General features: G+C 65.6%; 30 protein-coding genes. 14 read left to right on the top strand and 16 right to left on the bottom strand.

What is annotated here, in order from left to right:
- Positions 1 to 12: 12 nt before the first annotated feature.
- Entirely contained in the window at positions 13 to 381 is a 369-nt protein-coding gene (locus QX039_RS17550; RefSeq protein WP_315770586.1) for a hypothetical protein, read from the bottom strand.
- 482 nt (positions 382 to 863) lie between these two features.
- Here QX039_RS17550 and QX039_RS17545 point away from each other — a divergent pair, with 482 nt between their 5' ends.
- From QX039_RS17545 to QX039_RS17535, 3 genes are all read left to right on the top strand, one after another.
- Positions 864 to 1,418 carry a fasciclin domain-containing protein gene (locus tag QX039_RS17545; RefSeq protein ID WP_315770585.1) on the top strand — a complete coding sequence of 185 codons (555 nt, stop codon included), beginning with the start codon at positions 864 to 866 and terminating at the stop codon, positions 1,416 to 1,418.
- Positions 1,419 to 1,633: 215 nt separating this feature from the next.
- Positions 1,634 to 2,287, top strand: coding sequence for a cytochrome b/b6 domain-containing protein (locus QX039_RS17540; protein WP_315770584.1), 654 nt, complete (start codon positions 1,634 to 1,636; stop codon positions 2,285 to 2,287).
- A gap of 14 nt (positions 2,288 to 2,301) precedes the next feature.
- Positions 2,302 to 3,084, top strand: coding sequence for a molybdopterin-binding protein (locus QX039_RS17535; protein WP_315770582.1), 783 nt, complete (start codon positions 2,302 to 2,304; stop codon positions 3,082 to 3,084).
- A 167-nt stretch (positions 3,085 to 3,251) separates the two neighbouring features.
- Here the strand turns inward: QX039_RS17535 and QX039_RS17530 are convergent, their stop codons facing one another.
- Positions 3,252 to 4,484 (bottom strand): YbfB/YjiJ family MFS transporter, encoded by a 1,233-nt coding sequence (locus tag QX039_RS17530; protein WP_315770580.1) that lies wholly within the window; start codon positions 4,482 to 4,484, stop codon positions 3,252 to 3,254.
- A gap of 213 nt (positions 4,485 to 4,697) precedes the next feature.
- On the opposite strand from QX039_RS17530, the gene leuB reads away from it, so the two are divergent.
- From leuB to QX039_RS17510, 4 genes are all read left to right on the top strand, one after another.
- A complete protein-coding gene (leuB, locus tag QX039_RS17525; protein ID WP_315770579.1) occupies positions 4,698 to 5,810 on the top strand; it encodes a 3-isopropylmalate dehydrogenase in 1,113 nt (370 codons plus the stop codon).
- A gap of 597 nt (positions 5,811 to 6,407) precedes the next feature.
- Positions 6,408 to 7,919, top strand: coding sequence for a sugar ABC transporter ATP-binding protein (locus QX039_RS17520; RefSeq protein WP_315770577.1), 1,512 nt, complete (start codon positions 6,408 to 6,410; stop codon positions 7,917 to 7,919).
- A 4-nt stretch (positions 7,920 to 7,923) separates the two neighbouring features.
- On the top strand, positions 7,924 to 8,967 hold the full coding sequence (locus tag QX039_RS17515) for an ABC transporter permease (protein ID WP_315770576.1): 1,044 nt from the start codon (positions 7,924 to 7,926) through the stop codon (positions 8,965 to 8,967).
- 129 nt (positions 8,968 to 9,096) lie between these two features.
- Positions 9,097 to 10,038: an ABC transporter substrate-binding protein gene (locus tag QX039_RS17510; RefSeq protein WP_315770681.1), complete on the top strand. Its 942-nt coding sequence runs from the start codon at positions 9,097 to 9,099 to the stop codon at positions 10,036 to 10,038.
- Between the two features lie 1,137 nt (positions 10,039 to 11,175).
- Here QX039_RS17510 and QX039_RS17505 read toward each other — a convergent pair.
- Together QX039_RS17505 and QX039_RS17500 are read right to left on the bottom strand one after the other, a co-directional pair.
- Positions 11,176 to 11,559, bottom strand: coding sequence for a hypothetical protein (locus QX039_RS17505; protein WP_315740669.1), 384 nt, complete (start codon positions 11,557 to 11,559; stop codon positions 11,176 to 11,178).
- Between the two features lie 228 nt (positions 11,560 to 11,787).
- Entirely contained in the window at positions 11,788 to 12,591 is an 804-nt protein-coding gene (locus QX039_RS17500; RefSeq protein WP_315770574.1) for a hypothetical protein, read from the bottom strand.
- Positions 12,592 to 12,705: 114 nt separating this feature from the next.
- Here QX039_RS17500 and QX039_RS17495 point away from each other — a divergent pair, with 114 nt between their 5' ends.
- A complete protein-coding gene (locus QX039_RS17495; protein WP_315740740.1) occupies positions 12,706 to 13,740 on the top strand; it encodes an aspartate-semialdehyde dehydrogenase in 1,035 nt (344 codons plus the stop codon).
- A 34-nt stretch (positions 13,741 to 13,774) separates the two neighbouring features.
- Positions 13,775 to 14,317, top strand: coding sequence for a TIGR00645 family protein (locus QX039_RS17490; protein ID WP_315770572.1), 543 nt, complete (start codon positions 13,775 to 13,777; stop codon positions 14,315 to 14,317).
- 66 nt (positions 14,318 to 14,383) lie between these two features.
- Here QX039_RS17490 and QX039_RS17485 read toward each other — a convergent pair whose 3' ends face one another.
- Positions 14,384 to 15,028: a carbonic anhydrase gene (locus tag QX039_RS17485; protein WP_315740672.1), complete on the bottom strand. Its 645-nt coding sequence runs from the start codon at positions 15,026 to 15,028 to the stop codon at positions 14,384 to 14,386.
- A 101-nt stretch (positions 15,029 to 15,129) separates the two neighbouring features.
- Between QX039_RS17485 and QX039_RS17480 the strand changes: the two genes are divergently transcribed.
- Entirely contained in the window at positions 15,130 to 16,008 is an 879-nt protein-coding gene (locus QX039_RS17480) for a CoA ester lyase (RefSeq protein WP_315740673.1), read from the top strand.
- 4 nt (positions 16,009 to 16,012) lie between these two features.
- Here QX039_RS17480 and QX039_RS17475 read toward each other — a convergent pair whose 3' ends face one another.
- The 5 genes from QX039_RS17475 to QX039_RS17455 all read right to left on the bottom strand — a co-directional run bounded on the left by QX039_RS17475 (position 16,013) and on the right by QX039_RS17455 (position 18,920).
- Positions 16,013 to 16,384 (bottom strand): cytochrome c, encoded by a 372-nt coding sequence (locus QX039_RS17475; RefSeq protein WP_315770569.1) that lies wholly within the window; start codon positions 16,382 to 16,384, stop codon positions 16,013 to 16,015.
- Between the two features lie 34 nt (positions 16,385 to 16,418).
- Positions 16,419 to 16,835: a DUF6455 family protein gene (locus tag QX039_RS17470; protein WP_315770567.1), complete on the bottom strand. Its 417-nt coding sequence runs from the start codon at positions 16,833 to 16,835 to the stop codon at positions 16,419 to 16,421.
- A 111-nt stretch (positions 16,836 to 16,946) separates the two neighbouring features.
- Positions 16,947 to 17,747 (bottom strand): hypothetical protein, encoded by an 801-nt coding sequence (locus QX039_RS17465; protein WP_315770566.1) that lies wholly within the window; start codon positions 17,745 to 17,747, stop codon positions 16,947 to 16,949.
- An 81-nt stretch (positions 17,748 to 17,828) separates the two neighbouring features.
- Positions 17,829 to 18,431 (bottom strand): 3-isopropylmalate dehydratase small subunit, encoded by a 603-nt coding sequence (gene leuD, locus QX039_RS17460; protein WP_315770564.1) that lies wholly within the window; start codon positions 18,429 to 18,431, stop codon positions 17,829 to 17,831.
- A 90-nt stretch (positions 18,432 to 18,521) separates the two neighbouring features.
- The gene (locus tag QX039_RS17455; protein ID WP_315740677.1) at positions 18,522 to 18,920 is read right to left on the bottom strand and encodes a metallopeptidase family protein; all 399 of its coding nucleotides are present in this window, start codon (positions 18,918 to 18,920) and stop codon (positions 18,522 to 18,524) included.
- Between the two features lie 143 nt (positions 18,921 to 19,063).
- Here QX039_RS17455 and QX039_RS17450 point away from each other — a divergent pair, with 143 nt between their 5' ends.
- The 4 genes from QX039_RS17450 (at position 19,064) to QX039_RS17435 (ending at position 21,254) form a co-directional block, all read left to right on the top strand.
- Positions 19,064 to 19,372, top strand: a complete 309-nt coding sequence (locus QX039_RS17450) for a hypothetical protein (protein WP_409997714.1) — start codon at positions 19,064 to 19,066, stop codon at positions 19,370 to 19,372.
- Between the two features lie 275 nt (positions 19,373 to 19,647).
- Positions 19,648 to 19,917: a hypothetical protein gene (locus QX039_RS17445; protein ID WP_315770562.1), complete on the top strand. Its 270-nt coding sequence runs from the start codon at positions 19,648 to 19,650 to the stop codon at positions 19,915 to 19,917.
- 94 nt (positions 19,918 to 20,011) lie between these two features.
- Positions 20,012 to 20,287 carry a hypothetical protein gene (locus QX039_RS17440; RefSeq protein WP_315740680.1) on the top strand — a complete coding sequence of 92 codons (276 nt, stop codon included), beginning with the start codon at positions 20,012 to 20,014 and terminating at the stop codon, positions 20,285 to 20,287.
- 322 nt (positions 20,288 to 20,609) lie between these two features.
- Positions 20,610 to 21,254, top strand: coding sequence for a hypothetical protein (locus QX039_RS17435; protein ID WP_315770560.1), 645 nt, complete (start codon positions 20,610 to 20,612; stop codon positions 21,252 to 21,254).
- A gap of 84 nt (positions 21,255 to 21,338) precedes the next feature.
- Here the strand turns inward: QX039_RS17435 and QX039_RS17430 are convergent, their stop codons facing one another.
- From QX039_RS17430 to rpsP, 6 genes are all read right to left on the bottom strand, one after another.
- The gene (locus QX039_RS17430) at positions 21,339 to 21,554 is read right to left on the bottom strand and encodes a hypothetical protein (protein WP_315770559.1); all 216 of its coding nucleotides are present in this window, start codon (positions 21,552 to 21,554) and stop codon (positions 21,339 to 21,341) included.
- 191 nt (positions 21,555 to 21,745) lie between these two features.
- Positions 21,746 to 23,152: a 3-isopropylmalate dehydratase large subunit gene (leuC, locus tag QX039_RS17425; protein ID WP_315770557.1), complete on the bottom strand. Its 1,407-nt coding sequence runs from the start codon at positions 23,150 to 23,152 to the stop codon at positions 21,746 to 21,748.
- A 448-nt stretch (positions 23,153 to 23,600) separates the two neighbouring features.
- On the bottom strand, positions 23,601 to 23,984 hold the full coding sequence (gene rplS, locus QX039_RS17420; RefSeq protein ID WP_015663536.1) for a 50S ribosomal protein L19: 384 nt from the start codon (positions 23,982 to 23,984) through the stop codon (positions 23,601 to 23,603).
- Between the two features lie 109 nt (positions 23,985 to 24,093).
- Positions 24,094 to 24,870, bottom strand: coding sequence for a tRNA (guanosine(37)-N1)-methyltransferase TrmD (gene trmD / locus QX039_RS17415; RefSeq protein ID WP_315740683.1), 777 nt, complete (start codon positions 24,868 to 24,870; stop codon positions 24,094 to 24,096).
- Between the two features lie 202 nt (positions 24,871 to 25,072).
- The gene (gene rimM / locus QX039_RS17410) at positions 25,073 to 25,669 is read right to left on the bottom strand and encodes a ribosome maturation factor RimM (protein WP_315740684.1); all 597 of its coding nucleotides are present in this window, start codon (positions 25,667 to 25,669) and stop codon (positions 25,073 to 25,075) included.
- A gap of 127 nt (positions 25,670 to 25,796) precedes the next feature.
- Entirely contained in the window at positions 25,797 to 26,129 is a 333-nt protein-coding gene (gene rpsP, locus QX039_RS17405; RefSeq protein ID WP_008964221.1) for a 30S ribosomal protein S16, read from the bottom strand.
- Positions 26,130 to 26,179: the final 50 nt, after the last annotated feature.

Genomic DNA, 26,179 nt, shown 5'->3' with positions numbered 1-26,179 from the left:
CACAGCTAACGATCAAGCCTGGCAGCGCGCCCCGATCTTGGCCGACGCAAGGAAGCGGGCGATCGGATCGAGCTGCCGGCACGGCACCGCCGCACTCTTCACCGTCGCGGCCTCGCGCCTGGCCGGCCGCAGCACGGTCGACTTGCTGGCCGGCTTGGCACGGCGGGCAGCCGACGCACCACGTCCCTCCGCGCGCACGGCCCTCGAGAGCAGCGGCAGGCGCGTGCCTTCGTTGAGATCGAGCGGCGGTGATTCGAAACTGCGATCGGACTCGTTCAACGTATCAACGCCGGGAATCGGCTCGCGGATCAGCGACGACGTCGCTTCGCCCGCGATGTCGCCGGGCGATACCGCGGCAAGCACCATCTTCGTTGCAAGCAAGCAGCAGATTATCACGAGGCAGAACCCCGCAATCCAGATCGTTCTGTTCACTGTAGGAAACCCCCGCCGATCGCGCCGGACAGTGCGGGACATCCCCTTCCCGCAGCCGGCGCCGTGCCGACCAATCAACCTTAAGAAAGTCTTACTCGCAATGTTTTCGGCAGGTTCGGCCGGGCTCGGCTCGCATTGTAGTTAATGACGACGATGATCGGTCATCGGCATCGGCCAATGACCGACAGAGAGCTGATCAGTTCGCAGCAGGCTGCGACATTGCGGCGCGGATCTCGTTCAATGAGTCGGCGAGACGATCTCGATGCCCTGAGGTTTCACGGATCACGTTAAGTTATTCGCCGAAACCAGCTTCCAAAAGCGTCCGTAGCTCGGCTCGACACGACGTGAGAGCAACAGCGCTCTCCAACGCATCGATGTCGCAGTCGAACTCATCGTGCGGCTCTGCCGCCGTCTTCATTAGGGAGCTACCCATGTCCAAGCGCATTGCCTTTCTCGCTGCCGCCGCCTTCAGCGCGCTGTCGCTGACCTCGATCTTCGTCGCGCCCGCCAGCGCCGAGGAGAAGACCGTGATGGTCGGAGGCGCGGCGATGTATCCGTCGAAGAACATCGTGCAGAACGCGGTCAACTCGAAGGATCATACGACGCTGGTCGCCGCGGTGAAGGCCGCGGGCCTGGTGCCGACGCTGGAAGGCAAGGGCCCGTTCACGGTGTTCGCGCCGACCAACACCGCCTTCGGCAAGCTGCCGGCCGGCACCGTCGACAGCCTGGTCAAGCCGGAGAACAAGGCGACGCTGACCAAGATCCTCACCTACCACGTCGTGCCCGGCAAGCTCGAGGCGTCCGACCTGAAGGACGGCCAGATGCTGAAGACGGTCGAGGGCGAGCAGCTCACCGTCAAGCGCGAGGGCAGGAACGTCATGATCGTCGACGCCAAGGGCGGCACCTCGATGGTGACGATCCCGAACGTCAACCAGTCGAACGGCGTCATCCACGTGGTCGACACCGTGCTGATGCCGGCGTCCTGAGGCCCGGCGCGACACCGGACACATCCGTTTCTTCCTCCTCCTCGCGGATGTGACCAGGAGCGAGCCGGGCCACCCCGGCTCGCTTTTTTGTGAACGCGATCGATTCTGCGTATCGTTTTGATCGGCGCCGCGGGTGTAACGGAGCCCGCCGAGCCGGCGTATACTTGGCGTGACGAATGCAAGCGACGTAAATGCAAGCTCCGGAGCCGACCGCCATGACGAGCGCCACCACCAGCGCCCCCTCGACCCTCGCGGCGACCGAGGGGCCTGCAACCGCAGTCGCGACCAAAGTCATTCAGCCGGCCTGGGTGCGCGTCATGCATTGGATCAACGCCGTCGCGATGATCATGATGATTATGTCGGGCTGGCAAATCTACAACGCCTCGCCGCTGTTCGACTTCCGCTTCGACCGCAGCTTCACGCTCGGCGGTTGGCTCGGCGGCGCGCTGCTGTGGCATTTCGCGGCGATGTGGCTGCTGATGCTGAACGGCCTTGCCTATCTCGTCACCGGTCTCGCTACCGGCCGGTTCCGCCGCAAGCTGCTGCCGATCTCGCCGGCGTCCGTCATCGCCGACCTCAAGGCCGCGCTGACCTTCAAGCTCGCCCATGACGACCTCACCGTCTACAACGCGGTGCAGAAGCTGCTGTATCTCGGCATCATCGGCGTCGGCATCGTCGTCGTGCTCACGGGCCTGTCGATGTGGAAGCCGGTGCAGCTGCATTGGCTGGTGAGCCTGTTCGGCGACTATCCGGCGGCGCGCTACGTCCATTTCGTCTGCATGGCGCTGATCTGCGCCTTCCTGGTGATCCACATCCTGCTCGCGCTGCTGGTGCCGAAGAGCCTGCGCGCGATGATCATCGGCCGCTAAGAGGAGAGACAACCATGGCGAAACGTCCGTTCCTCATTCCCGGCGTCGACAAGCGGCTCCTGATCAAGGACTCGCTGAAGGTGATGCCCGATCTCGCGCGGCGCCGCTTCATCACCGGCGGCGCCAGCCTCGGCGCGCTGACCTTGCTCGCCGGCTGCGACGTCGTCGACGGCGACACCGCCGAGGAGCTGCTCAAGAAGGTCTCGAAGTTCAACGACGCGGTGCAGGCCTGGATGTTCAATCCGGACGCGCTGGCGCCGACCTTCCCGGAGAGCGCGATCACCAAGCCGTTCCCGTTCAATGCCTACTACACGCTCGACGAGGCGCCGGAGATCGACGCCGCCGACTGGAAGCTCGAGGTGCGCGGCCTCGTCGACAACAAGAAATCATGGACGCTCGACGAGCTGCACGCGCTGCCCCAGGTGACGCAGATCACGCGCCACATCTGCGTCGAGGGCTGGAGCGCGATCGGTTCCTGGACCGGCACGCCGCTGCGCGATTTCCTCAAGCTGATCGGCGCGGACACCCGCGCGAAATATGTCTGGTTCAACTGCGCCGACAAGGACGGCTACAACTCGCCTTTGGACATGCGTACCGCGCTGCATCCGCAGACCCAGATGACCTTCAAGTTCGCCGACCAGATCCTGCCGCGCGCCTACGGCTACCCGATGAAGATCCGCGTCCCCACCAAGCTCGGCTTCAAGAACCCGAAATACGTCGTCGCGATGGAAGTCACCAACGACTACAAGGGCGGCTATTGGGAAGACCAGGGGTACAATTCGTTCAGCGGGAGCTGAAGACGTCGATCGATTGAGCCGCGATCGCCGCCATTTCCTCCGCTGTCGTCCCGGCCTTGAGCCGGGGCCCATAGCCACCGGCGGTGATGACGCGGGCAACTGGCAGCCTCGTCCCTCGATGGCTTCCGCGGTATGGGTCCCGGCGTTCGCCGGGACGACACCATTTGTTAGGCTCGATCGGCGGCTTTCAACTTCCCCTGCATCGCCGCCATGACCGCCCCTAACAGCAACAAGGCCGCCGACACATTCAGCGCATAGGTCAGGCTGCCCATCGCATCGGTGATCGCCCCGACCACGAACGGACCCAACGTCTGGCCGATGCCGAACACGATGGTCAGGGCCGCGATCGCGCGCGACCACACCGCCTGCGGCAGGTTGAAGCGCACGAACGCGGTGGTTGCCGTGGTGACGGTGGAGAAGGCGACGCCGAAGATCGCGGCCGACAGCGCCAGCATGGCTGGCGAATGGCTGAGCGCCGGCAGCGCGGCGCCGATGGCGTTGATGGTGAGGATGATCGCGGCCGGAATACCGCCGCGATCCAGCGCCAGCACGCGGCGCCACACCCACGGCGTGGTGAAGCCGGCCAGCCCGATCAGGCACCAGAATGCCGATTGCGCGGCGGCGCCGCCGCCGAGGTCGCGGACATAGGCGATCATGAAGGTGAGATAGGCGATGTAGCCGGCGCCATAGAGGAAGTAGCCGAACAGATAGATCGCCATCGGCCGCAGCGAGACCGGGGCTGCGCCGCCGCCGGGCACGGCCGCCATCGCCGGGATCGGCGTCAGCAGCAGCGGCAGGATCAGCACGCAGCCAAGCGCGGTCAGCGCCAGCCAGACGATCCACCACGAGCCAGGCCCGAACGCCTGCAGCACGAACGGCGCCACCAGGCCGGAGGCGACGATGCCGAGCGGCGGTCCGGCATAGAACAGGCTGAGGATGAAGCTCGCCTGGGCCGGCCGCGATTGCGCGATCCGCGCCGCCAGCGTGCCGCCCGCGACGAAGGCGACGCCCGCGCCGATGCCGGTGATCAGCCGCGCCAGGCTGAGCGCGACGAAGTCGCCTGTCAGGGCGCAGACCGCGAGCGAGGCCAGCGCCGCCAGGGTTCCGCCACGCACCGTCGCCGGTGCGCCGATTCGGCCGATCAGACGCGACGCGATCAGCGCGCCGATCAGATAGCCGGCGGCGTTCACGGTGTTCATGAAACCCGCGGCCGAGTACGACCAGTGCAGCGAGTCCCGCATGTCCGGCAGCACCAGCGCATAGGCGAAGCGGCCGATGCCGAGGCCGACGATGGGGCCGAGCGAGAGCGTCAGGTTGAGCCGCGCCGGATGGGCCGGAGGCGGATCGGGCGTGGGATTCAGCAAGACATGCTCCGGCGCAGCGATCGTCCGGCAGTCCATGCTCTCTAGCGGCGATCCCGGAGAACATAGCAGCTCGGCGCGCCGGTCCAGAAGACGTGCGGCGGCAATGGTGGCTTGCCAACCGTGCAGGAGGGCTTTAGCACTCCCGCGGATTTTCGTTCCCGTCATTGCCGGTTTGGCCGGCAATCCGGCCAAGAATGCTGGATGCCCGCGCAACGCCCGGGCATGACAAGCCCCGCGAGGATAACGACCATGGCGACCCAGAAGCTCCTTTTGCTGCCCGGCGACGGCATCGGCCCCGAAGTGATGGCCGAGGTGAAGCGGCTGATCGGCTGGCTCAACGCCAAGGGGCTCGCTTCGTTCGAGACCGAGGACGGGCTGGTCGGCGGCGCGGCCTATGACGCCCACGGCGCGTCGATCTCCGAGGCCGACATGGACAAGGCCAAGGCGGCGGACGCCATCATCTTCGGCGCCGTCGGCGGCCCGAAATGGGATGGCGTTCCTTACGAGGTCCGCCCCGAGGCGGGCCTCTTGCGCCTGCGCAAGGATCTCGGCCTGTTCGCCAATCTGCGCCCCGCGGTGTGCTACCCGGCGCTCGCCGATGCCTCCAGCCTGAAGCGCGAGATCGTCGAGGGCCTCGACATCATGATCGTGCGCGAGCTCACCGGCGGTGTGTATTTCGGCGAGCCCAAGACCATCACCGATCTCGGCAACGGCCAGAAGCGCGCCATCGATACCCAGGTCTACGACACCTATGAGATCGAGCGCATCGCCCGCGTCGCCTTCGACCTCGCGCGCAAGCGCCGCAACAAGGTGACGTCGATGGAGAAGCGCAACGTCATGAAGTCGGGCGTGCTCTGGAACGAGGTCGTCACCGCGGTTCACAATCGCGAATACAAGGACGTCACGCTCGAGCATCAGCTCGCCGATTCCGGCGGCATGAACCTGGTGAAATATCCGAAGATGTTCGACGTCATCGTCACCGACAATCTGTTCGGCGACATGCTGTCGGACATCGCGGCGATGCTGACCGGCTCGCTCGGCATGCTGCCGTCCGCCTCGCTCGGCGAGGTCGACGCCAAGACCCACAAGCGCCGCGCGCTGTACGAGCCGGTGCACGGCTCGGCGCCGGACATTGCCGGCAAGGGCCTGGCGAATCCGATCGCGATGCTGACGTCGTTCGGCATGGCGCTGCGCTACTCCTTCGACATGGGCGCGCTCGCCGACAAGCTCGACGCCGCCATCGCCGCCGTGCTGGCGTCAGGCCTGCGCACCGCCGACATCAAGGCCGAGGGTTCGACCCCCGCCTCGACTACGCAGATGGGCGAGGCGATCATCAAGGAGCTGGAGAAGCTCACGGCGTAGGCGGAGCCGAGGTTCCGCCGCGCCGAAGGTGCACTCCCCTCCCCCTTGCGGGGAGGGGTTGGGGGTGGGGGTCCCCACCCAGCGACACGGCCGTGTGCACCATCTCACCTTGCCCAGACCGTCCTGTTCATTATCGACCTCGAGGCGTTTCATCCGAAGCACCTCTATCGCTCGTCTCAAAACGAACTCATCAGAGAGCATCGCCCGGGGACCCCCACCCCCGACCCCTCCCCGCAAGGGGGAGGGGGGCTCACCGTCGTTGTCGAGATCGCGCAAATCCAACGCACGACGTGTTCGATCTCGCCACCGGGCGCGTCGTCGCTATTCCGCGGTCGCGTCCTGCATGCGCATCGCAAGGCCTGTCGATTTTACCTATAGACTTTCATCCCCGGATGAATAGCCTGACCACAACGCCGCGCCATTGAATGGACGCGGGCTCGCACGCGTTCGACATGATGCGTGCGAAGGCCGGGGAGGATGAATGTGATCGCGCTTGCGATGCGATATGTCGCTCGCCGTGCATGGTGTCGCCGCCAATGTCGCGACCACCGCCCCGTGGCGATTGTACGCAACCTCCATCACCACATGCGCTGACGCATGAGCACGCCGCTCATCTCCGTTCAACGGCTGTGCAAGAGCTTTCCCGGCGTCCGGGCGCTGCACAATGTGCAGTTCGAGCTGCTCGCGGGCGAGGTCCATGCGCTGATGGGCGAGAACGGCGCCGGCAAATCGACGCTGATGAAGATCATGGCCGGCGTCTACCGGAAGGATAGCGGCGACATTCTCTATGACGGCGCGAGCGTCGATTTTCCGAGCCCGCGCGAGGCGCAGGCCGCCGGCATCGGGATCATTCATCAGGAGCTGCAGCTGATGAACCACCTCACGGTGGCGCAGAACATCTTCATCGGGCGCGAGCCGATGAAGGCGTTCGGGCTGCTGCTGGACGAGGACAGGCTCAACCGGCAGGCGGCCGAGCTGCTTGCCCAGCTCAATCTGTCGATCGACCCGCGCACGACAGTCGGCGGGCTGACGGTGGCCAGGCAGCAGATGGTGGAGATCGCCAAGGCGCTGTCCTTCAACTCGCGCGTCCTGATCATGGACGAGCCGACCGCCGCGCTGAACAATCGCGAGATCGCCGAGCTGTTCAAGATGATCCGCGCCTTGAAGGCACGCGGCGTCGGCATCGTCTACATCTCCCACAAGATGGACGAGCTGAAGCAGATCGCCGATCGCGTCACCGTGCTGCGCGACGGCGAGTATGTCGCGACGGTGCCGGCCGAGAGCACCACGATCGAGACCATCATCGGCATGATGGTAGGGCGCAGCCTGAGCGATGCGCGCGTGGCGGGCACGGCGCCGGCCGGCGAGATCGCGCTCGAGGTGCGCAGGCTGAATTGCGGGCCGCTGGTCCGCGACGTCAGCTTCACCTTGCGCAAGGGCGAAATCCTCGGCTTTGCCGGACTGATGGGCGCCGGCCGCACCGAGGTCGCGCGCGCGATCTTCGGCGCCGACACTGCGCCGTCCGGCGAGATCCGCGTCAACAACCGGAGCGTGACGATCCGCACGCCGGCGCATGCGGTCGCCCACGGTATCGGCTATCTCTCCGAGGACCGCAAGCGCTTCGGGCTCGCCACCGGCATGGATGTCGCGTCCAACATCGTGATGTCGAACCTCGCGAGCTATCTGTCATTGAGCTTCCTGCTCAGAAAGGGCGCTATCCGCGACACTGCCGGCCGCTTCATCCGGATGCTGAACATCCGCACGCCTTCGGTGTCGCAGCAGGTTCGCCTGCTTTCCGGCGGCAACCAGCAGAAGATCGTGATCGCCAAATGGCTCGATCGTGATTGCGACATCCTGTTCTTCGACGAGCCGACCCGCGGCATCGACATCGGCGCCAAGAACGAGATCTACCGCCTGCTCCGCTCGCTGGCCGACCAGGGCAAGGCGATTGTGATGATCTCGTCGGAGCTTCCCGAGGTGATCAGGATGAGCGATCGCATCGTCGTGATGTGCGAGGGCCGCATCACCGGCGAGCTGTCGCCGGACGAGGCCACGCAGGAGCGGATCATGCAGCTGGCCACGCAGCGCGAAACCATGAAGGCAGGCTGACGGCATGAGCGACCCGGCATTGGTCAAGGACCACAAGGACAGTCTCGCGGCGCCCGGGTCCGGTGCGATGGCCGCGCTGCGGCGCCGGCTGCTCGGACCTGCGGCGCTGCAGAAGCTGCTGGCCTTCGCGAGCCTGGTGCTGCTGCTGGTCTATTTCAGCTTCGCCTCGCCGGCCTTCATGCAGACCGACAACATGATCAACATCCTGCAGGCGACCGCGGTCAACGGCGTGCTGGCGATCGCCTCGACCTTCGTGATCATCACCGCCGGCATCGACTTGTCGGTCGGCACGCTGATGACCTTCTGCGCCGTGATGGCGGGTGTGTTCCTGACCTATTGGGAGCTGCCGATGTGGACGGGCATCGTCGCGGCCATCGCCACCGGCGCGCTGTCAGGCGCCGTGTCGGGCACGGTCATCACCAAGATGAAGGTGCCGCCGTTCATCGCGACGCTCGGCATGATGCTGGTGCTGAAGGGGCTGGCGCTGGTCGTCTCCGGCAGCAAGCCGATCTATTTCAGCAACACCGAGAATTTCTCGATGATCTCGCAGGACTCGCTGCTCGGCACTGTCGTTCCTGCCCTGCCGATTCCCAACGCGGCCCTGATCCTGTTCGTGATGGCGGTGCTGGCGGCCGTCGTTCTCAACCGCACCGCGCTCGGCCGCTACACGTTCGCGATCGGCAGCAACGAGGAGGCGGTGCGGCTGTCCGGCGTCAATGTCGACCGCTGGAAGATCGTCATCTATGGCCTCGGCGGCGCCATCTGCGGCGTGGCCGGGCTACTGCTCGCCTCGCGCATCAACTCCGCGCAGCCGGCACTCGGCCAGGGCTATGAGCTCGATGCGATCGCCGCCGTCGTCATCGGCGGGACGTCGCTGAGCGGCGGTACCGGCACCATTCTCGGCACCATCATCGGCGCCTTCATCATGAGCGTGCTGACCAACGGGCTGCGAATCCTGTCGGTGGCCCAGGAATGGCAGTTCGTCGTCACCGGCATCATCATCATTCTCGCCGTCTACGCCGACATGCTGCGCCGAAACCGCGGCTGATCCTCAAAGGAGATCCAGCGGACCACCATCGCCCCGAGTTCGAGCCGAACGACCAGCGCCGCGCGCAGCGGCAACGGCAACGAGACCATCGTCAAAACGACAATCACCAGACTGAATGGAGGAACACCCATAATGAAGAAGCATCTCCTCGGCGTCGCGCTCGGCGCCGTCATGACCACGGGCGTGTCCGCAGGCGCGCGCGCCGACGATGTCTACATCCCCCTCGTCTCCAAGGGCTTCCAGCACCAGTTCTGGCAGGCCGTGAAGCTCGGCGCCGAGCAGGCCGCGAAGGCCGCCAACGTCAAGATCACCTTCGAGGGGCCCGAGACCGAGGCCATGGTCGACAAGCAGATCGACATGCTCTCGGCGGCGCTCGCCAAGAAGCCGCAGGCGATCGGCTTCGCCGCGCTCGATTCCAAGGCAGCGATTCCGCTGCTGAAGAAGGCAGATGCGGGCAAGATCCCGGTGATCGCCTTCGACTCCGGCGTCGACAGCGACATTCCGTTGACGACCTGCACGACCGACAACCTCGCCGCGGCCGGCCTCGCCGCCGACAAGATGGCGGACATGATCGGGGATTCCGGCGACGTCGCTGTGGTCGTGCACGACCAGACCAGCCGCACCGGCATCGACCGTCGCGACGGCTTCCTGAAGCGCATCAAGGACAAGCATCCGAACATCAAGATCGTCAGCGTGCAGTATGGCGGCGGCGATCAGCTGAAGTCGACCGAGATCACCAAGTCGATCCTGCAGGCCAATCCGAACCTCAAGGGCATCTTCGGCGCCAACGAGGGCTCCGCGATCGGCGTGCTGAACGGCGTCAAGGAGATGAAGAAGAAGATCGTCGTGATCGGCTACGATTCCGGCAAGCAGCAGAAGGCGGCGATCACCTCGGGCGAGATGGCGGGCGCGATCACGCAAAATCCGATCGGCATCGGCAGCTGCACAGTGGAGTCGGCGGTCAAGGCGTTAAAGGGCGAGAAGCTGCCGAAGGTCACCGACACCGGCTTCTACTGGTATGACAAGTCCAACATCACCGATCCGAAGATCGCGGCTGTGCTGTACGATTGAGACCGGTGCGAGGTCGGGCCGGGCGATCGCATATGATGATCTGAGTTTGTCGCGGTCCATCTCCGCGTCGTCATGGCCGGGCCCGTCCCGGCCATCCACATCGCGAGGCATCCCGGGAAGGACGTGGATGCCCGGGACAAGCTCGGGCATGACGGAGCAACCCACTCGGACGCTTGCTTGTCGCGACTGCCCGTCGGGCAAATCGGATCAGCTCTCGGGTGCGATCGATGCGATTGACGGAGGTTGCCAGTCGTCCCGTTGCTCTATTCCCTTCGCGGCGAAGAACTTTTTTCGCCCGCGATTTCAATCTCGTCCGCTTGATCAGTCGGACTCCGTCAAAAATTTCACTTTCGTTTTTCCAGAATCCATGGTCTTCTCCCTCCATCCCGCTTCGCTTGCGAGGGGCGTTTCGCGATCGTCACGAGGCGCGAGGCGGGAATGCGGTGGCCGCGAGGGCTCGCAGCATGTCCTAGGGGCATGCGGACGAACGAGGCTCTTGCGGACGTGAAGCTGCGTGGTCCTGGCGCCCCGATGCTGGCGCCAAGTCGGAAGGGCGATGATCCCGACGACAACGGTGGCTAACAGGCCGGACACCGGGGAGAGCGTAGAGTAAGCGTGAAGACCATCGCGCGGGGAAGGCCGGGTCGGTCCGGCTGTACCTGTGGTTCCTGCCCCGTGCATTTTTCCCGCACGGGGGCCACGGGCCTCAGCCGAGGCCCGGCCTTCCCTGCGCCCTCTGCAAGGAGAGGGCGATCAGACGAGCAAAGACTCGGACGCGAAAGCGGGGGCGAGGATGACCAGTCGTGCCGAAAATTCCGGTGTCGTCCCGGCGAAGGCCGGGACCCAGACTCCCCGACATGGGTGTGAGGCACGCTGGAGCGATGAGACCGGGCGGTCATGCCGGCCGGTGGTTATGGATCCCGGCGTTCGCCGGGATGACACTGAGGGGTGGGAGCAGGCTGGCCTCCATCGGCGTGTAGCGATGTGTCAGCCATGTCTCCGAACGGTCGTCTCACACGTTCGAAATCGAGCAGTGACCAGCTCATGATCGATGACGACGCGATGGAACGTCAGCGCGGCAAAACAGCAAAAAGCCGGGCGGGGCCCGGCCTTGATGATCTGACGATGCGGCCGCCCTCAGTAGGGGATCGGAATCCGGGTCGGGTAGCCGCCGAGATCGGACGGCGCCATCAGCGGCTGGCGGTCGATCGGCCGGTTCAGATTCTCGCGCGCGAACGACGGGTAGCCGACAGCCGGCGGGAACGCATAGTCCGAGAACTTGCGGTCGCCCGGAAGCACCTCGGTGCCGCCGTCGAGGAACGAGCGGCGGGTGATGTAGATGCGGGTGCGCGGGCCGGACTGGTAGGAATAGTTCGGATTGCCGTTGTTGGTGACGGCAACGGCACGGCGCTTGGTGGTGGCGGCATCCGCCGAGGTGGCGGCAAGAGACGTGACGGCAAGGCCCGTCGCGGCGATCACCGCCAAGGCCATGACCCGGGTCGCAGCAGGAAATTCGATCATCACGTCCTCTTCCTCGCGCCAAAAGGGGCGGGCGCTCGCCATGCGCATGATTTGGCCCGCACAATATCTGGGTCGGCTGTGGCATCACAAGGTCATTCCCGCGGCGAGGGGCAAGATAAATCCCTGCTGTGGCGGGAAAGTTGCATCAATATCCGTCACTTGCCCGTGGGTTTGACGGGTCGAATAGGATGCGGTCACGCCCAGCAACATCCGGACGCAGGCAGACATTCACAAGGCGCCGCGCAGCCTCGGATTGGCGGTCGAAGTCACCCAATCGCCGCTGCCGCTGGCGATGGCGGGTTCGTCGCAGCCGCCGCGCCGCTGATCGGTCCCCATGAAAAGCTGGCTCAGGGCCCGGTTCTGGTCGGGCGCCAGCAGGGTCAGCCGGTTGAGCATGCAGCCGACCATGGCGCGGCGCGCCGGCATCGTCACGCCCTGGCACGACCAGCCGGAGATCCGCAGCGCCGGCTCGGCGATGGTCTTGAGAAAGCCGAGGCAGGCTCCGGCGCCCTCGGGAGCCCCAGCCCGGCGAACCAGACTGACGGGGCCGAACCGGCTGTCGATCACGCCGGCGGTCTCGAGCTCGGAGGTGGAGTTGCGCCCCATCCGGACCGCGAGATCGGCCCGGGGATCACGCCTTGCATCGCGCTCCGGTCCGAACCGGTAGACCTCGAGCTCGGCAGCGGGGCGATCGGCGGGTTCGCCCCAGCGCAACACGTCCTTGCGGCCGCCTTCGGGATGGATGAGCACGGTGTAGGTGGCGGTCCTGTCGGGCTGGTCGGTGAGACGGAGCGAGAACGCCGGCACTGCGGCGTCGGCCAAGGTCCAGCCGGCGCGGCCGGGCGACGTGTCATCGCCGCCGTCGAGATGGTTCCAGCCGGCCACGCCGAGCATGGCGATCAGCGCCAGAGCCCCCACATAGGCGAACAGGCGCGCAAATGTGCCGCAGACCTCGTCCGCGAAGCTCTGGAGCCCCTGCAGGACGGACGCGGATCGGGGCGCTGCGGCTGTTCTGGCCGAATCGGACTGCATCGAATGCGAGACATCGTGGTAACGTTGTGTCAGGGACGTTTCTCGCATAGAAGCGCTGCCGCTTCCGTTTCCGCCTGGTTGCGCGATCGGCCATATTTCTTCGGAGAGTGAATGATGGGTTACAAAGTCGCAGTGGTCGGCGCGACCGGCAATGTCGGACGGGAAATGCTCAATATTCTCGATGAGCGCCAGTTTCCGGCGGACGAGGTCGTGGCGCTGGCGTCACGCCGCAGCGTCGGCGTCGAGGTGTCCTATGGCGACCGCACCCTGAAGGTCAAAGCGCTCGAGCACTACGATTTTGCCGATGTCGACATCTGCCTGATGTCGGCCGGTGGTTCGGTGTCGAAGGAGTGGTCGCCCAAGATCGGCGCCGCCGGCGCGGTCGTGATCGACAACTCGTCGGCCTGGCGCATGGATCCCGACGTGCCGCTGATCGTGCCGGAGGTGAATGCCGACGCCGCCGCCGGCTTCAACAAGAAGAACATCATCGCCAACCCGAACTGCTCGACGGCGCAGCTCGTCGTCGCGCTGAAGCCGCTGCACGACAAGGCGAAGATCACGCGCGTCGTGGTGTCGACCTATCAGTCGGTGTCCGGCGCCGGCAAGGATGCGATGGACGAATTGTTCTCGCAGACCAAGGCCGTCTACACCAATGACGAGCTGGTCAATAAGAAGTTCCCCAAGCGCATCGCCTTCAACGTCATTCCGCAGATCGACGTCTTCATGGAAGACGGCTTCACCAAGGAAGAGTGGAAGATGATGATGGAGACCAAGAAGATCTTGGATCCGAAGATCAAGCTGACCGCGACCTGCGTGCGCGTGCCGGTGTTCGTCGGCCACTCCGAAGCCGTCAATGTCGAGTTCGAGAATCCGATCACGGCGGACGAGGCCCGCAACATCCTGCGCAACGCGCCGGGCTGCCTCGTCATCGACAAGCACGAGCCGGGCGGCTACGTGACGCCCTACGAGGCGGCCGGCGAGGACGCGACCTATATCAGCCGCATCCGCGAGGACGGCACGGTCGAGAACGGTCTCGCCTTCTGGTGCGTGTCCGACAACCTGCGCAAGGGCGCGGCGCTGAACGCGATCCAGATCGCGGAGGTCTTGATCAACCGCAAGCTGATCACGGCCAAGAAGAAGGCGGCCTGAGCGGAGACGTCGTCAGGGTGGGACGCGGGACACGATGAGCGAGAAGGTGCCGCCGGAAGCCGCCAAGCACGTCCCGGGTCCGGTCGAGCGCGGCCTCGAAGGCTTCCTGTTCAAGAGCCGCTGGCTGATGGCGCCGTTCTATGTCGGCCTCGTCATCAGCCTCGCGGTGCTCTTGTTCAAATTCGTGTTGCTGCTGTGGGAGAGCGTCATTCATCTGCCCACCGCCAAGGAAAGCGACATCATCCTCGGCGTGCTCAGCCTGATCGACGTCTGCCTGACCGGCAATCTCGTGCTGATCGTGGTGTTCTCGGGCTACGAGAACTTCGTCTCGCGCATCGATCCCGGCGGCCATCCGGACTGGCCGGAATGGATGACAAAGGTCGACTTCGCCGGGCTGAAGCAGAAGCTGCTCGCCTCGATCGTCGCGATCTCGGCGATCCAGCTGTTGAAGGCGTTCATGAATCTCGACGCCGGCTACGACTCGACCAAGCTCGCCTGGCTGGTCGGCGTGCACATGACTTTCGTGGTGTCGACGGTGATGCTCGCGCTGTCGGACCGCTGGTCGGGTGATCATTGAACAGGGACGAATAGCGAGGAGCGAATGGCGAATAGGGCCGATGAACTCCTCGCTACTTCCCATTCGCTATTCGCCAGCGCGCGCGCTCTTGAATTCCTTGGCCGCCTTGTCGAGCACGAACAGCGAGCCCTCGGCGACGCCGAAATAGGCCCCATGGAGCTGCAGGTCGCCGGCCTCGACCCGGCTGCGGACGAAGGGGAACGTCATCAGGTTCTCGAGGCTACGGAACACCGCGGCCTTCTCGATCCGGGTGACGAAGTCCTGGAAACTCTCATGCGTGCGCTGCTCGACGACCTCGCCGGGCTTGATGAACATCGACATCCAGCGGCCGATGAAGTCGCCCGGGGACAGCGGCGCCGCCTTGTCGACGAAGGCGCGGATGCCGCCGCACTGGGCGTGGCCCAGGATGACGATGTGCTTCACCTTCAGCACGGTGACGGCATATTCCAGCGCCGCCGACACGCCGTGCGCGTTGGCGTCGGGCTGATAGATCGGCACCAGATTGGCGATGTTGCGCAGCACGAACAATTCGCCGGGGCCGACGTCGAAGATCACCTCGGGCGAGACGCGCGAGTCGCAGCAGCCGATCACCATGACTTCGGGCGACTGGCCGCGCTCCGAGAGCTCGAGGTAACGGCTCTGTTCGGTCGGCAGGCGTTGGGTGGCGAAGGCGCGATAGCCTTCGAGCAGGCGTTGCGGAAACGAGATCATGGACCTTGCCTAAACACATGCGCCTTCCGGGAACAAGCCTTTCGGCCTGGCTCCCGAAATGGTATCGCGGGCCGCGTCGATAAACCAAGGGAAACGCCGAAATGATCCGCCCGCGCCGCAGTCTCCTGTTCATGCCCGGCTCCAATGCGCGTGCGTTGGAGAAGGGGCGGAACCTGCCGGCCGACGGGCTGATCCTCGATCTCGAGGATTCGGTGGCGCCGGATGCCAAGGCCGCCGCCCGCGACCAGATCGCCAAGGCGGTGGCGGCCGATGGCTACGGCAAGCGGGAACTGCTGATCCGTATCAACAGCCTGGATACGGCGTGGTGGAGCGACGACGTCGCCATGGCCGGACAAGCGGCGACCGACGGCATCCTCGTTCCCAAGGTGTCGACCGTCGAGGACCTTCGTCTGGTCACGGATCGTCTGGCCGAGGTCGGGGCAGATCCGGCGCTGAAGGTCTGGGCCATGATCGAGACGGCGCGCGCCGTGCTCGATGCCGATCTGCTCGCGGCCACGGTGCACGAGCCGGGCTCGCGGCTCGCCGGCTTCGTGTTCGGTCCCAATGACATCTCGCGCGAGACCCGCATCCGCATGCTGCCGGGCCGCTCCACGATGCTGCCGATGATCAGCCACTGCATCCTGGCGACGCGGGCCCATGGGCTGGAGATTCTGGACGGGCCTTACAGCGACTTCGCCAACACCGACGGCTTCGCGCAGGAATGCATCCAGGCCCGCGATCTCGGCTTCGACGGCAAGACGCTGATCCATCCCGGCCAGATCGATGCCTGCAACGCGATCTTCACGCCGCCGGCCGACGAGGTCGCTGCGGCACGCAAGATCATCGCTGCGTTCGAGCTGCCGGAGAATGCTTCGCGCGGCGCGATCCAGATCGACGGCCGCATGGTCGAGCGGCTGCATGCCGAGATGGCGCGGCGCACGATCGCGATCGCCGATGCGATCGCGGCTGTGGCGAAGTGAGGCGTCAGATGCGGCGGAGACTGAGGATGTAGTTGACCAAGTCGCCGCGCTGCTCGGCGGTCAGGATGACGTTCGGCATCGTCGGGTGGCTGCTCTGCAGGAACACCTTGAGCGACAGCTCGGTGGTCGAGGGCATGTTGGCGACGGCCACAAAGTCGGGGGCGGTCGTGGTCTGGCTTCGCGCGCCGCTGGCGTCGATGGCGTGGCAGGTGCTGCACCAGGCCTCCGCCAGCTTGCGGCCGGCCTGCACGCTGTCGGCCGCGGGCGTCACGCCGCCGGCATTGTGCAGCCGGATCAACAGCATCGCGCCGAGCGCGAGCAGGATCGCGACGCCGACATGGAGCCAGGTGTTGCGGTACAGATTGGGCAGGCTCATCGCGTTGCTTCGCTGAGTGGGAGGGAGACGGCGATCAGTGCTTGACCGCGGCGGTGCCCAGGCGGTCGATGGTCGGGGCGTTGAGGCAGTACTCCTCATAGTGCTCGGCGCTCGTGCCGGCGGCAAGATCGCGATGGCAGCGCGGCTTGTCCTTGCACATGGCGCAGACGCGCTCCATGTCGCGCAGCACCAGCGGCTCGGCGCGCCCCAGCGCAGCTTCGTCGATGCCGAGCGCCTTCAGCATCCGGGGCAGCTCGTCGGCGGCGTGCTCGCCGTGACGGACCAGCTCGTCGAGATCCGCCGGTGTGACCTGCAGGTCCATCGCGATGCGCTCGAAATCGTCGCGGTCCAGCTGCCGGATCTCGCTCAGCTCACGCCGGTGCCGGAGCCATTGCGCGAACGTATCGATCAGGAACTGAACCCGCGGATAGGGCTTGGCGTCTACGGTCATGACACGTCTCCGATAATTGTTCGCAATCAATCACCGGGTGGACGCGCGGACGTTGCGGTAGATCAAGCAGCGAATCGGTCCTGCGCCGGCAGCAAAGCTGCGCGGCGAAGGTCAGCGCGGGGCAAATCGCTCGGCCGCCCACGCATAGAGGCTGCCAGGGATCGGCGCCTCGCCGCCGCGGCCCTTCGGCGAGATGTGCAGGCCGATGATCGCGGGATCGCCGATCAGGCCGGTGAAGTCGGAGGGATCGAAGAACGCCTTCGGCTCGGCATGGACAGCGTAGAAGCTGCGCTTCGGCAGCGCGTGGCGCAGCGAGCTGTGGCGGCGGGCCAGCGCCGTCAGCGCGGCAGGGCCGAAGATGGCGACGCGGATGTCCGAGAGGCGGTCGGAGCCGCCGCGCAGGCGGCGCATCGCATAGGTGAGGCGATGACGCAGCGACAGCCAGTTCGGCGTCAGCTCGTCCTGCGCCATCAGCGCAGCGAACTCGGCGACGATCGGATCGTCCGGCGGCAGGTAGAGCACGGAGTTGCCGAGCTGCCGCGGACGCTCCCAGGCGAAGTAGGGCAGAGCCGGATCGATCTCGACCGGCCTGAGCAGCAGCACGTCGGCATCGAGCCAGAGGCCGGCGCGCTGTGCCATCAGCCGCATCCGGAAGAAGTCGCTGAACTGCAAGGTGGTCCAATCGCGCCAGCTGCCGTCGGGCTGCGGCGGCCTGAGACGTTCGGAGAATGCGTAAGGAAGGACCGCCTCGGCCTCGGCATTGCCGACGCCGTCGGGCAGGCCGGGCAGCGGATCGAAGCTGTAGACGGTGACCTTGTGGCCGGCGGCGAGCTGCGAGCGCAGGCAGGTCTGGCGCAGCCGGTCGAGCGGCCCGCGCCAGAAGGTGACGACCTCGGGCAATACACGCGTCAACGGCGGACCTGCTGGGCTGCTCTCGAAACAAGGCCCCGGACGAGGTCCGGGGCCCGCGAACTCTCTGCCTTCAAGCGGGGCTCAGGCCCAGGCGCGCTCGGCCAGCTTGGCCTCGTAGCTGTCGATCGAGGCCTTCTTCTCCAGCGTCAGCCCGATGTCGTCGAGCCCATTGAGCAGGCAGTGCTTGCGGAACGGATCGATGTCGAACTTGACGGTGCCGCCGTCGGGGCCGCGGATCTCCTCGTTGGCGAGATCAACCGTCAAGGTCGCGTTGGCACCGCGCTCGGCGTCGTCGAACAGCTTGTCGAGATCGGCCTGCGACACGCGGATCGGCAGAATGCCGTTCTTGAAGCAGTTATTGTAGAAGATGTCGCCGAACGAGGTCGAGATCACGCAGCGGATGCCGAAATCGAGCAGCGCCCAGGGGGCGTGCTCGCGGCTCGAGCCGCAGCCGAAATTGTCGCCGGCGACCAGGATCTTGGAATTGCGGTAGGCCGGCTGGTTGAGGACGAAATCCGGGTTCTCGCTGCCGTCGTCCTTGTAGCGCTGCTCCGAGAACAGGCCCTTGCCGAGGCCGGTGCGCTTGATGGTCTTCAGGTACTGCTTGGGGATGATCATGTCGGTGTCGACATTGATGATCTTCAGCGGCGCGGCGACGCCTTCCAGCGTGGTGAACTTGTCCATCGGGGCACCTTCGAGAATACGGGCAGGCCGCTGTTTAGCCCGAACGGCAGGGCGGATAAAGTCAAAATCCCGGTGCTATCGGCCGGGTCGTCAGTCGACGGACGCCTCGATCGCCTCCATGTCGTCGTCGGACATTCCGAAATGGTGGCCGATTTCGTGGATCAGGACGTGGCGGACGATGTGCCCAAGACTCTCGTCGTGCTCGGCCCAGTAATCCAGGATCGGACGGCGGTAGAGCCAGATCATGTTGGGCAGCCGGGGCAGGTCGTCATTGCTGCGAAACGGCAGTCCCGTGCCCTGGAACAGGCCGAGCAGGTCGAACTCGCTTTCGGCCTGCATCTCGTCGAGCACCTCCTCGGTCGGAAAGTCGTCGACCCGGATGATGACGCCCTCGCAAAGCCTGCGAAAATGCTCGGGCAGACGCTCGAACATCTCGTGCGCCATGACTTCCATGTCGGCGAGCGATGGGGCTTTCAGATCCGTCCACATTGCCGCCTTCTAGCCCGGCTTTGATCATCTTGCATCTTGGTTCTATGACATGTGGGGCGGCGCCGGTTGACGCAGGGGATGAAAACGGCGACCGTCTTGGCGCGCGAATTGGGGGTTGGGGACAGATGAGACAGATGTCGATGGTGCTGGCCGGGACGGCGCTGGCCGCGGCGGTCGTGATCTCGATCTCGGCGGGAGCGCAAGCGGAGCAGGCCGCGGGCGTACGCGGCGCCGTCCAGAGCGAGATGAGCACGGATCTCTCCGCGCAGCGTCGGCAACGACGGATCCAGATCTATCCGCGCTACGAGGGCCATTGGCAGCCCGATGTGGTGCCGCGCTTCAATCCGGGTCCGAACGCGGTTCGTGTATGCGATGCCACCTATGTTCCAGAGCATCGGCCGAGCGGCACCGTGATCGTCCCGCATATGAGTTGCGTCTGGCGACGCGGCTGACTGCTGGTCCCGCGCACTGCGCTGCTTGGCGGCGCGGCGAGGCGCGGATCGAGCGCGGCGACGTCACCGTCCGGACACAGTGCCGATATGTCGCGCACTGCGGTGGAACCATGTGCGACATATCGGCATTCTGCTCCTGCGCAGGTCTTCATGTCCCATTCACGTCGCTCGTTCGAGACTGGTCTGCGTCGCGCTGCTGCGGCCGCCCTTCAGGCAACTGACAAGGCGGAATGTACGGTGCCGGACGTGATGTCAGGCGATCGAGGGAGAAGTTCATGACTGTGATGAAGCTGTTGGGCATCGCGGCGGTTGGCGCCGTTCTCGCGATGGCTGCCCCCGCCGAACGCGCGCAGGCGCTGTCGCTGATCAATCCGGGCACCGCGACCGCGGTGCAGCAGGGCACGGCGCAGGAGACCACGCAGGCGCATTGGCACGGCCGCCACCATTGGCATCCCCGGCGCCACTACTATCCTCGGCATTACTATCATCCGCGGCATCACTGGCGGCCGCATCACTACGGATATCGCCATCACGGCCGCTGGTAAGCCGCGCTTTCCGGCCGATCGAGACAATGACCGAAATCAAACAGGCCCGCTTTGCGGGCCTGTACGTTGATGGGGGCTGACAACGAGGTTCGCCATGAAACCATCAGTCAACAGAACCTGGCTCGGGATCGGCATCGTCACGGTGGCGATGCTGCTCGCGAGTTCCGCTGCCACCTCTCCTGTCGCCGCAGGCCCCGCCGTCACGCAGGCGCGTCAGACCGCAACGGATCCTGGCCCGCGCCGGGAGGGTCGCAGAGTGAAGCCCGTGGTGTCGACGGCGGAGGTGCCCCACTATCTTGACCGTCCCACGGACTACGCGCCGGCCTATCCGCCGGGCCCCTTGGTTCTATTCACGCCGTTCTACGATTGAGGCCATGTCAGCGCGTCGCGTTCGCGGAGCAAATGCCTGCGCGTGGTTAGTTGCGAAGTCCCCGCACGAGCAGCGCGTCAGCCCTTGCGTCGGCATCCGTGATCCTGAGTTGCACAACGACGTAGAGGCTCACGTGCATCTCCTCCGCCGCGACGCCACGCCGCAGATGCGCGTACACCGTGCATCACTGACGAGCATCATTCATGCCGCATTCACGTCGCTATCTCTACGTTCATGTTGGGGCGCGCCAATCCACCGATCGGACGACCAGCATCGGCGCTGCATGGGTCCATCGTTGCACGGCATTCAGGGAGAAGGGACCATGATGAGGATGAAGGACCAGCGCGCTGGTCTGGCTCGTCGCCTCAGTCTTGCGGCGGCGACATTGTTTCTCTTGGCCGGCGCATCCGGCCGGCCGGCGCTTGCGATGTCGCCGGTGAGTCCCGGCGCCGGGCCTGCGACGCAGGCGCCCTCCGACGTGTTGGCCGTTCAGGTCCGAGGACCCGGCGGCCATGGCGGGGGTGGCGGCGGCGGACATCCCGGCGGTGGTGGATTTCACGGCGGACCGGCCTTCCACGGCGGCGGCGGTGGCCCGGCGTTCCATGGCGGCGGCGGCCACGCCTTCGGAGGCGGTGGTCCGCGTCCCGTCTTCCACGGCGGCGGCCCGGCCTTTCACGGCGGATTCGGCCCGCGGCCGGTGTTCCATGGCGGCGGCTATCATTATCGTCCGCACTATGCCTACCGGCCGTACTTCCATCACCACCGTCGGCACTTCTACGGCTATCGCAGCTACTACACGCCGGTCTATACGTCGGGCTACTACTATCCTTATCGCCGTTGTCGCGTCGTCTGGACCTATTACGGGCCGCGCCGCATCTGCCACTATCGGCATTGGCGAGGTCATCACTGGCGTCCTCATCACCGGTGGCATCATCGCCACCACCGGCACCATTGGCGCTACTACTGACGCTGTCTGAAGTTCGAACGAGACAGGGAAGGACGCTCAACGGCGTCCTTCTCTCATTTCAAGGGGATGAGTGGGGCGCGGCGGTCAGAGCCAGTCCTTGAACTGCCAGTTCCTCACGCTCAGCTTCCAAGGCACCAGCGTCTCCAGGCGCCATTTGGCAAAGCGGCCGGGCGGCCAGTTCGACAGCCGCCGCTCCTCCCTCGGAGCCTCGGGCTGGGCAATGATCTTGGCGGGCGGTGTCTTCCGGCGCTGGCGCGTCGCATCACGGATGAGGTCGACGTATTCCGGCTTGTCGGCCATGTCAGGCTCCTCGGCACGTTCCTCTGCAGACGCAGCGCGTCCGGCGGTAGGATTGTGCGCGCTGAGACTTAAGAAGCCATTGCCGAACTGTGTCGATGTTGAGGTGAAATGAAAAACGCGACGGCTTGGTGAAGCCATCGCGCTCGTTTGTAGACCGGCCGCCGTGCCGGACGTGAAGCAGCGAGATGACGTCAGCGCCAGTCGCGCACGTCGACGAAGTGTCCTGCGATCGCGGCCGCCGCAGCCATCGCCGGCGACACCAGGTGGGTGCGGCCCTTGAAGCCCTGGCGTCCCTCGAAATTTCGGTTCGAGGTCGAGGCGCAGCGCTCTTCGGGCGCCAGCTTGTCCGGGTTCATCGCCAGGCACATCGAGCAGCCCGGCTCGCGCCATTCGAAGCCGGCCTTGATGAAGATCTTGTCGAGGCCCTCGGCTTCCGCCTGCTCCTTGACGATGCCCGAGCCCGGCACGACCATCGCATTGACGTGGCCGCTCACGGTCTTGCCCTCGGCGATCTTGGCGGCGGCGCGCAGATCCTCGATGCGGCCATTGGTGCAGGAGCCGATGAAGACACGGTCGAGCTTGATGTCGGTGATCTTGGTGCCGGCGGTCAGGCCCATGTATTTCAGCGCACGATGCTTGGAGATGCGCTTGGCCTCGTCGGCGATCTTGTCGGGATCGGGCACCGCGCCGGTCACCGAGATCACGTCCTCGGGCGAGGTGCCCCAGGTCACGATCGGCGGCAGCTTGGCGGCGTCGAGCCGGAGCTCATGGTCGAAATGCGCGCCCTCGTCGGAGCGCAGAGTCTCCCAGTAGCGCAGCGCCGCGTCCCAGGCCGCGCCCTGCGGCGCCTTGGGGCGACCGCGCAGGAAGTCGAACGCCTTCTGGTCCGGCGCGACGAGGCCAGCGCGTGCACCGCCCTCGATCGACATGTTGCAGACGGTCATGCGGCCTTCCATCGACAGCGCGCGGATCGCCTCGCCGGCGTATTCCAGCACGTAGCCGGTGCCGCCCGCGGTGCCGATCTCGCCGATGATGGCCAGGATGATGTCCTTGCCCGTCACGCCGTCCGGCAGCACGCCGTCAACCGTGACGCGCATGTTCTTGGCCTTCTTCTGGATCAGGGTCTGCGTCGCCAGCACATGCTCGACCTCGGAGGTGCCGATGCCGTGCGCCAGCGCGCCGAACGCGCCATGGGTCGAGGTGTGGCTATCCCCGCAGACGATCGTGGTGCCGGGCAGCGTGAAACCCTGCTCGGGGCCGATGACGTGGACGATGCCCTGGCGGCGGTCGAACTCGTTGTAATATTCGATGCCGAATTCCTTGGCGTTCTCGGCGAGCGCCTTGATCTGCTCGATGCTCTCCGGATCAGGGTTCGGCTTGGTGCGGTCGGTGGTCGGCACGTTGTGGTCGACGACGGCGAGCGTCTTCTCCGGTGCATGCACCTTGCGGCCGGTGGCGCGCAGGCCTTCGAACGCTTGCGGCGAGGTGACCTCGTGCACCAGGTGACGGTCGATGTAGAGCAGGCAGGTGCCGTCCGCGGCTTCGTGCACCAGATGGTCGTTCCAGATCTTGTCGTACAGCGTGGTCGGTTTCGACATGAGCGAATGCTCCCGGGAATTTAAGGTTTGAAACAGGACGCGTGAGGGGCACGCGTGAACAATCAGGAATGGCGCTGCGGCTTACAGCGCGCGCCTAAGCTCTGATGTTGCCGAGGTGGCGAAGCGTCCGAAGAACCGCCCGGGCAGCCGGCGGCGATCGTCGATGACGACGCGGCGACAGGCCATGCTGGTGCGATCTAGAACCATTTCAGAGGGATATATAGCACGCACGCCGGGGAGTGCGAGATGCGTTTGTCGCGGTGAGGACGCGCGATCTCTCCGCCGCCATTCCGGGCGCGTCGAAGACGCGAACCCGGAATCCCGAGGTGATCAGGCCATCTTGAGATTCCGGGCTCAGCCCCTTCGGGGCTGCCCCGGAATGACAGCAGCGTAAAAGAAAAAGCGCGGGACCAGCCCGCGCTCTCCGTCAACCCACTGAAAGCAACGATTACTCGTTGACGGCGGTCTGCTGCCGGTCCTGCTTCTCGACGATGCGGGCCGACTTGCCGCGCAGCTGACGCAGGTAATACAGCTTGGCGCGACGCACCTTGCCGCGGCGCACGACCTTGATCGAATCGATCATCGGGGAGAGGATCGGGAACACGCGCTCCACGCCCTCGCCATAGGAGATCTTGCGCACGGTGAAGCTCTCGTTGATGCCGCCGCCGGACCGGCCGATGCAGACGCCCTCATAGGCCTGCACGCGCGTGCGCTCGCCTTCGACCACCTTCACGTTGACGATCACGGTGTCGCCTGGGCCGAACTCCGGAATGGTCTTGTTGGCGGACAGCTTGTCGAACTGCTCTTTTTCGAGCTGCTGAATCAGGTTCACGGGTAAATCTCCATCGGCGGCGCGCCCAGCCGGGTCACGCGGGGGCTGCGCTTGTTCCTGCCGTCACTTGCGGAATTGGGCGCTCCTATAAGCCAAAGCGCGAGGCTTGTCACCCGTCTGTCGTGCTTTTTGGCTCTTTTTGGCCGGTCCCTCTTTGTTCTCGGCCGTCGCGCGCCTGCCATTCGGCCCACAAATCCGGCCTTCGCGCTTCAGTCAGCGCCTCGGCCTGGGCGCGGCGCCAAGCGGCGACCTTGGCGTGGTCACCCGAGGTGAGCACATCCGGAATGGTCCGGCCTTCGAATAGTTGGGGCCGGGTGTATTGCGGGTATTCAAGTAGGCCATCGGAAAAACTCTCGTCGGTGCCCGATTCGAGCTTGCCCATCACGCCTGGGAGCAGCCGGACGCAGGCGTCGATCAGCACCAGGGCGGCGATCTCGCCGCCCGACAGCACGTAGTCGCCGATCGAGACCTCGGTCAGCGAGCGGGCATCGATGACACGCTGGTCGATGCCTTCGAAGCGACCGCAGACGATCAGCGGGCCTGGGCCAGCGGCGAGGTCGCGGACGAAGGCCTGTGTCAGGGGCCGACCGCGCGGACTCATCAGCAGTCGCGGCCGCTCCGGCGCGATGGCAGCGGCGTCGATCGCGGCGGCCAGCACGTCGGCCCGCAGCACCATGCCGGGCCCGCCGCCGGCGGGGGTGTCATCGACGCTGCGGTGCTTGTCGGTGGTCGACGCCCGGATGTCGCGCGCCTCCAGCGCCCAGATGCCGGACGCCAGCGCCCGGCCGGCTAGGCTGACGCCAAGCGGCCCCGGGAACATCTCGGGGAACAGGGTGAGCACGGTGGCGTGCCAGGGCGTGGGAGGGGCGGAAGGCGAAGCGGTCATGATGCTCTGTTACGGCACCGGCGCGGTGAGATCGAGCCCCCGCAGCGGCGCTGGCCAACTGATGCAACTCTCCATTACCGGTGTCGTCCCGGACAAGCCGTGACGCGCACCCGCGCGTCGCGGCGCCGATCCGGGACCCATACCGCGTGATGTTGGAAATGGGCACGCGGCCAATCCCGCGTGAACCAACCAGCTGCGGTGGTTATGGGTCCCCGCTTTCGCGGGGACGACGAGCGGAGTTTGAGGCGGCAGCGTCGTCTTGATCCGAGGCCAACTCATCCGAGGCCGATTCATCATCGCCCTCGATCTCCGCCGGCAGCTCGATGATCACGCGCCCACCCGCGAGATCGACCATCGGCACCACCGCATTGGTGAACGGCAGCATCAATGTGCTGCCCGAGGGCGGGGCGATCTCGATGATGTCGCCGGCGCCGAAATTATGGATGGCGAGGACGCGGCCGAGCGGTGCGCCGGCCGTGGTCTCGGCGGCGAGGCCGATCAGGTCGGCGTGGTAGTATTCGTCGTCGTCGGTCTCGGGCAGGCGGTCGCGCGGCACATACAGCTCGAGCCCGTTGAGGCGCTCGGCCGCGTTGCGGTCGGTGACGCCCTTGATAGTTGCGACCAGATGGTCCTTGGCCTCCCGCGCTTTCGCGACTTCGAACGAGCGGCTGCCGTCCTTGGTCGTGAGCGGGCCGTAATGCAGCACGGCCAGCGGATCCTCGGTGAAAGTCCATAAGCGAACCTCGCCGCGCACGCCATGCGCGGCGCCGATTCTGGCGACACAGATGAGCTTGGACATCAGCGTGCCTCGTCCTTCGAGACGCGCTCAAACGCGCGCTCCTCAGGAGGAGGAGCCAGTTCCTCATGCTGAGGAGCACGGCGCAAGCCGTGCGTCTCGAAGCATGAGGCCGCGCTCGTCAACGACCTTAGCCCTTGGCGGCGGCTTCGGCCTGCGCCTTGCGCTCCTTGCGCGGCACGGCCTTGATCGGGTTCTGGCGGGCTTCGCGCTTCTTGACGCCGGCGGCGTCGAGGAAGCGGGCGACGCGGTCGGACGGCTGCGCGCCCTTGGCGAGCCAGCCCTTCACCTTCTCCATGTCGAGCTTGAGGCGCGCCTCGTTGTCCTTCGGCATCAGCGGATTGAAGTAGCCGAGACGCTCGATGAAGCGGCCGTCACGCGGGAAGCGCGAGTCGGCGACGACGACGTGATAGACCGGGCGCTTCTTGGTGCCGGCACGGGCGAGACGGATAACGACGGACATGAAAGTTCTCCTTTGAGGTCGATATATCGGTTTGAAAGTTGGAAGAGGTC

The sequence above is a fragment of the Bradyrhizobium sp. SZCCHNR1043 genome (assembly GCF_032489675.1).
Lineage (GTDB): Bacteria > Pseudomonadota > Alphaproteobacteria > Rhizobiales > Xanthobacteraceae > Bradyrhizobium.
This window is presented reverse-complemented; position numbering and strand designations above follow the sequence as displayed.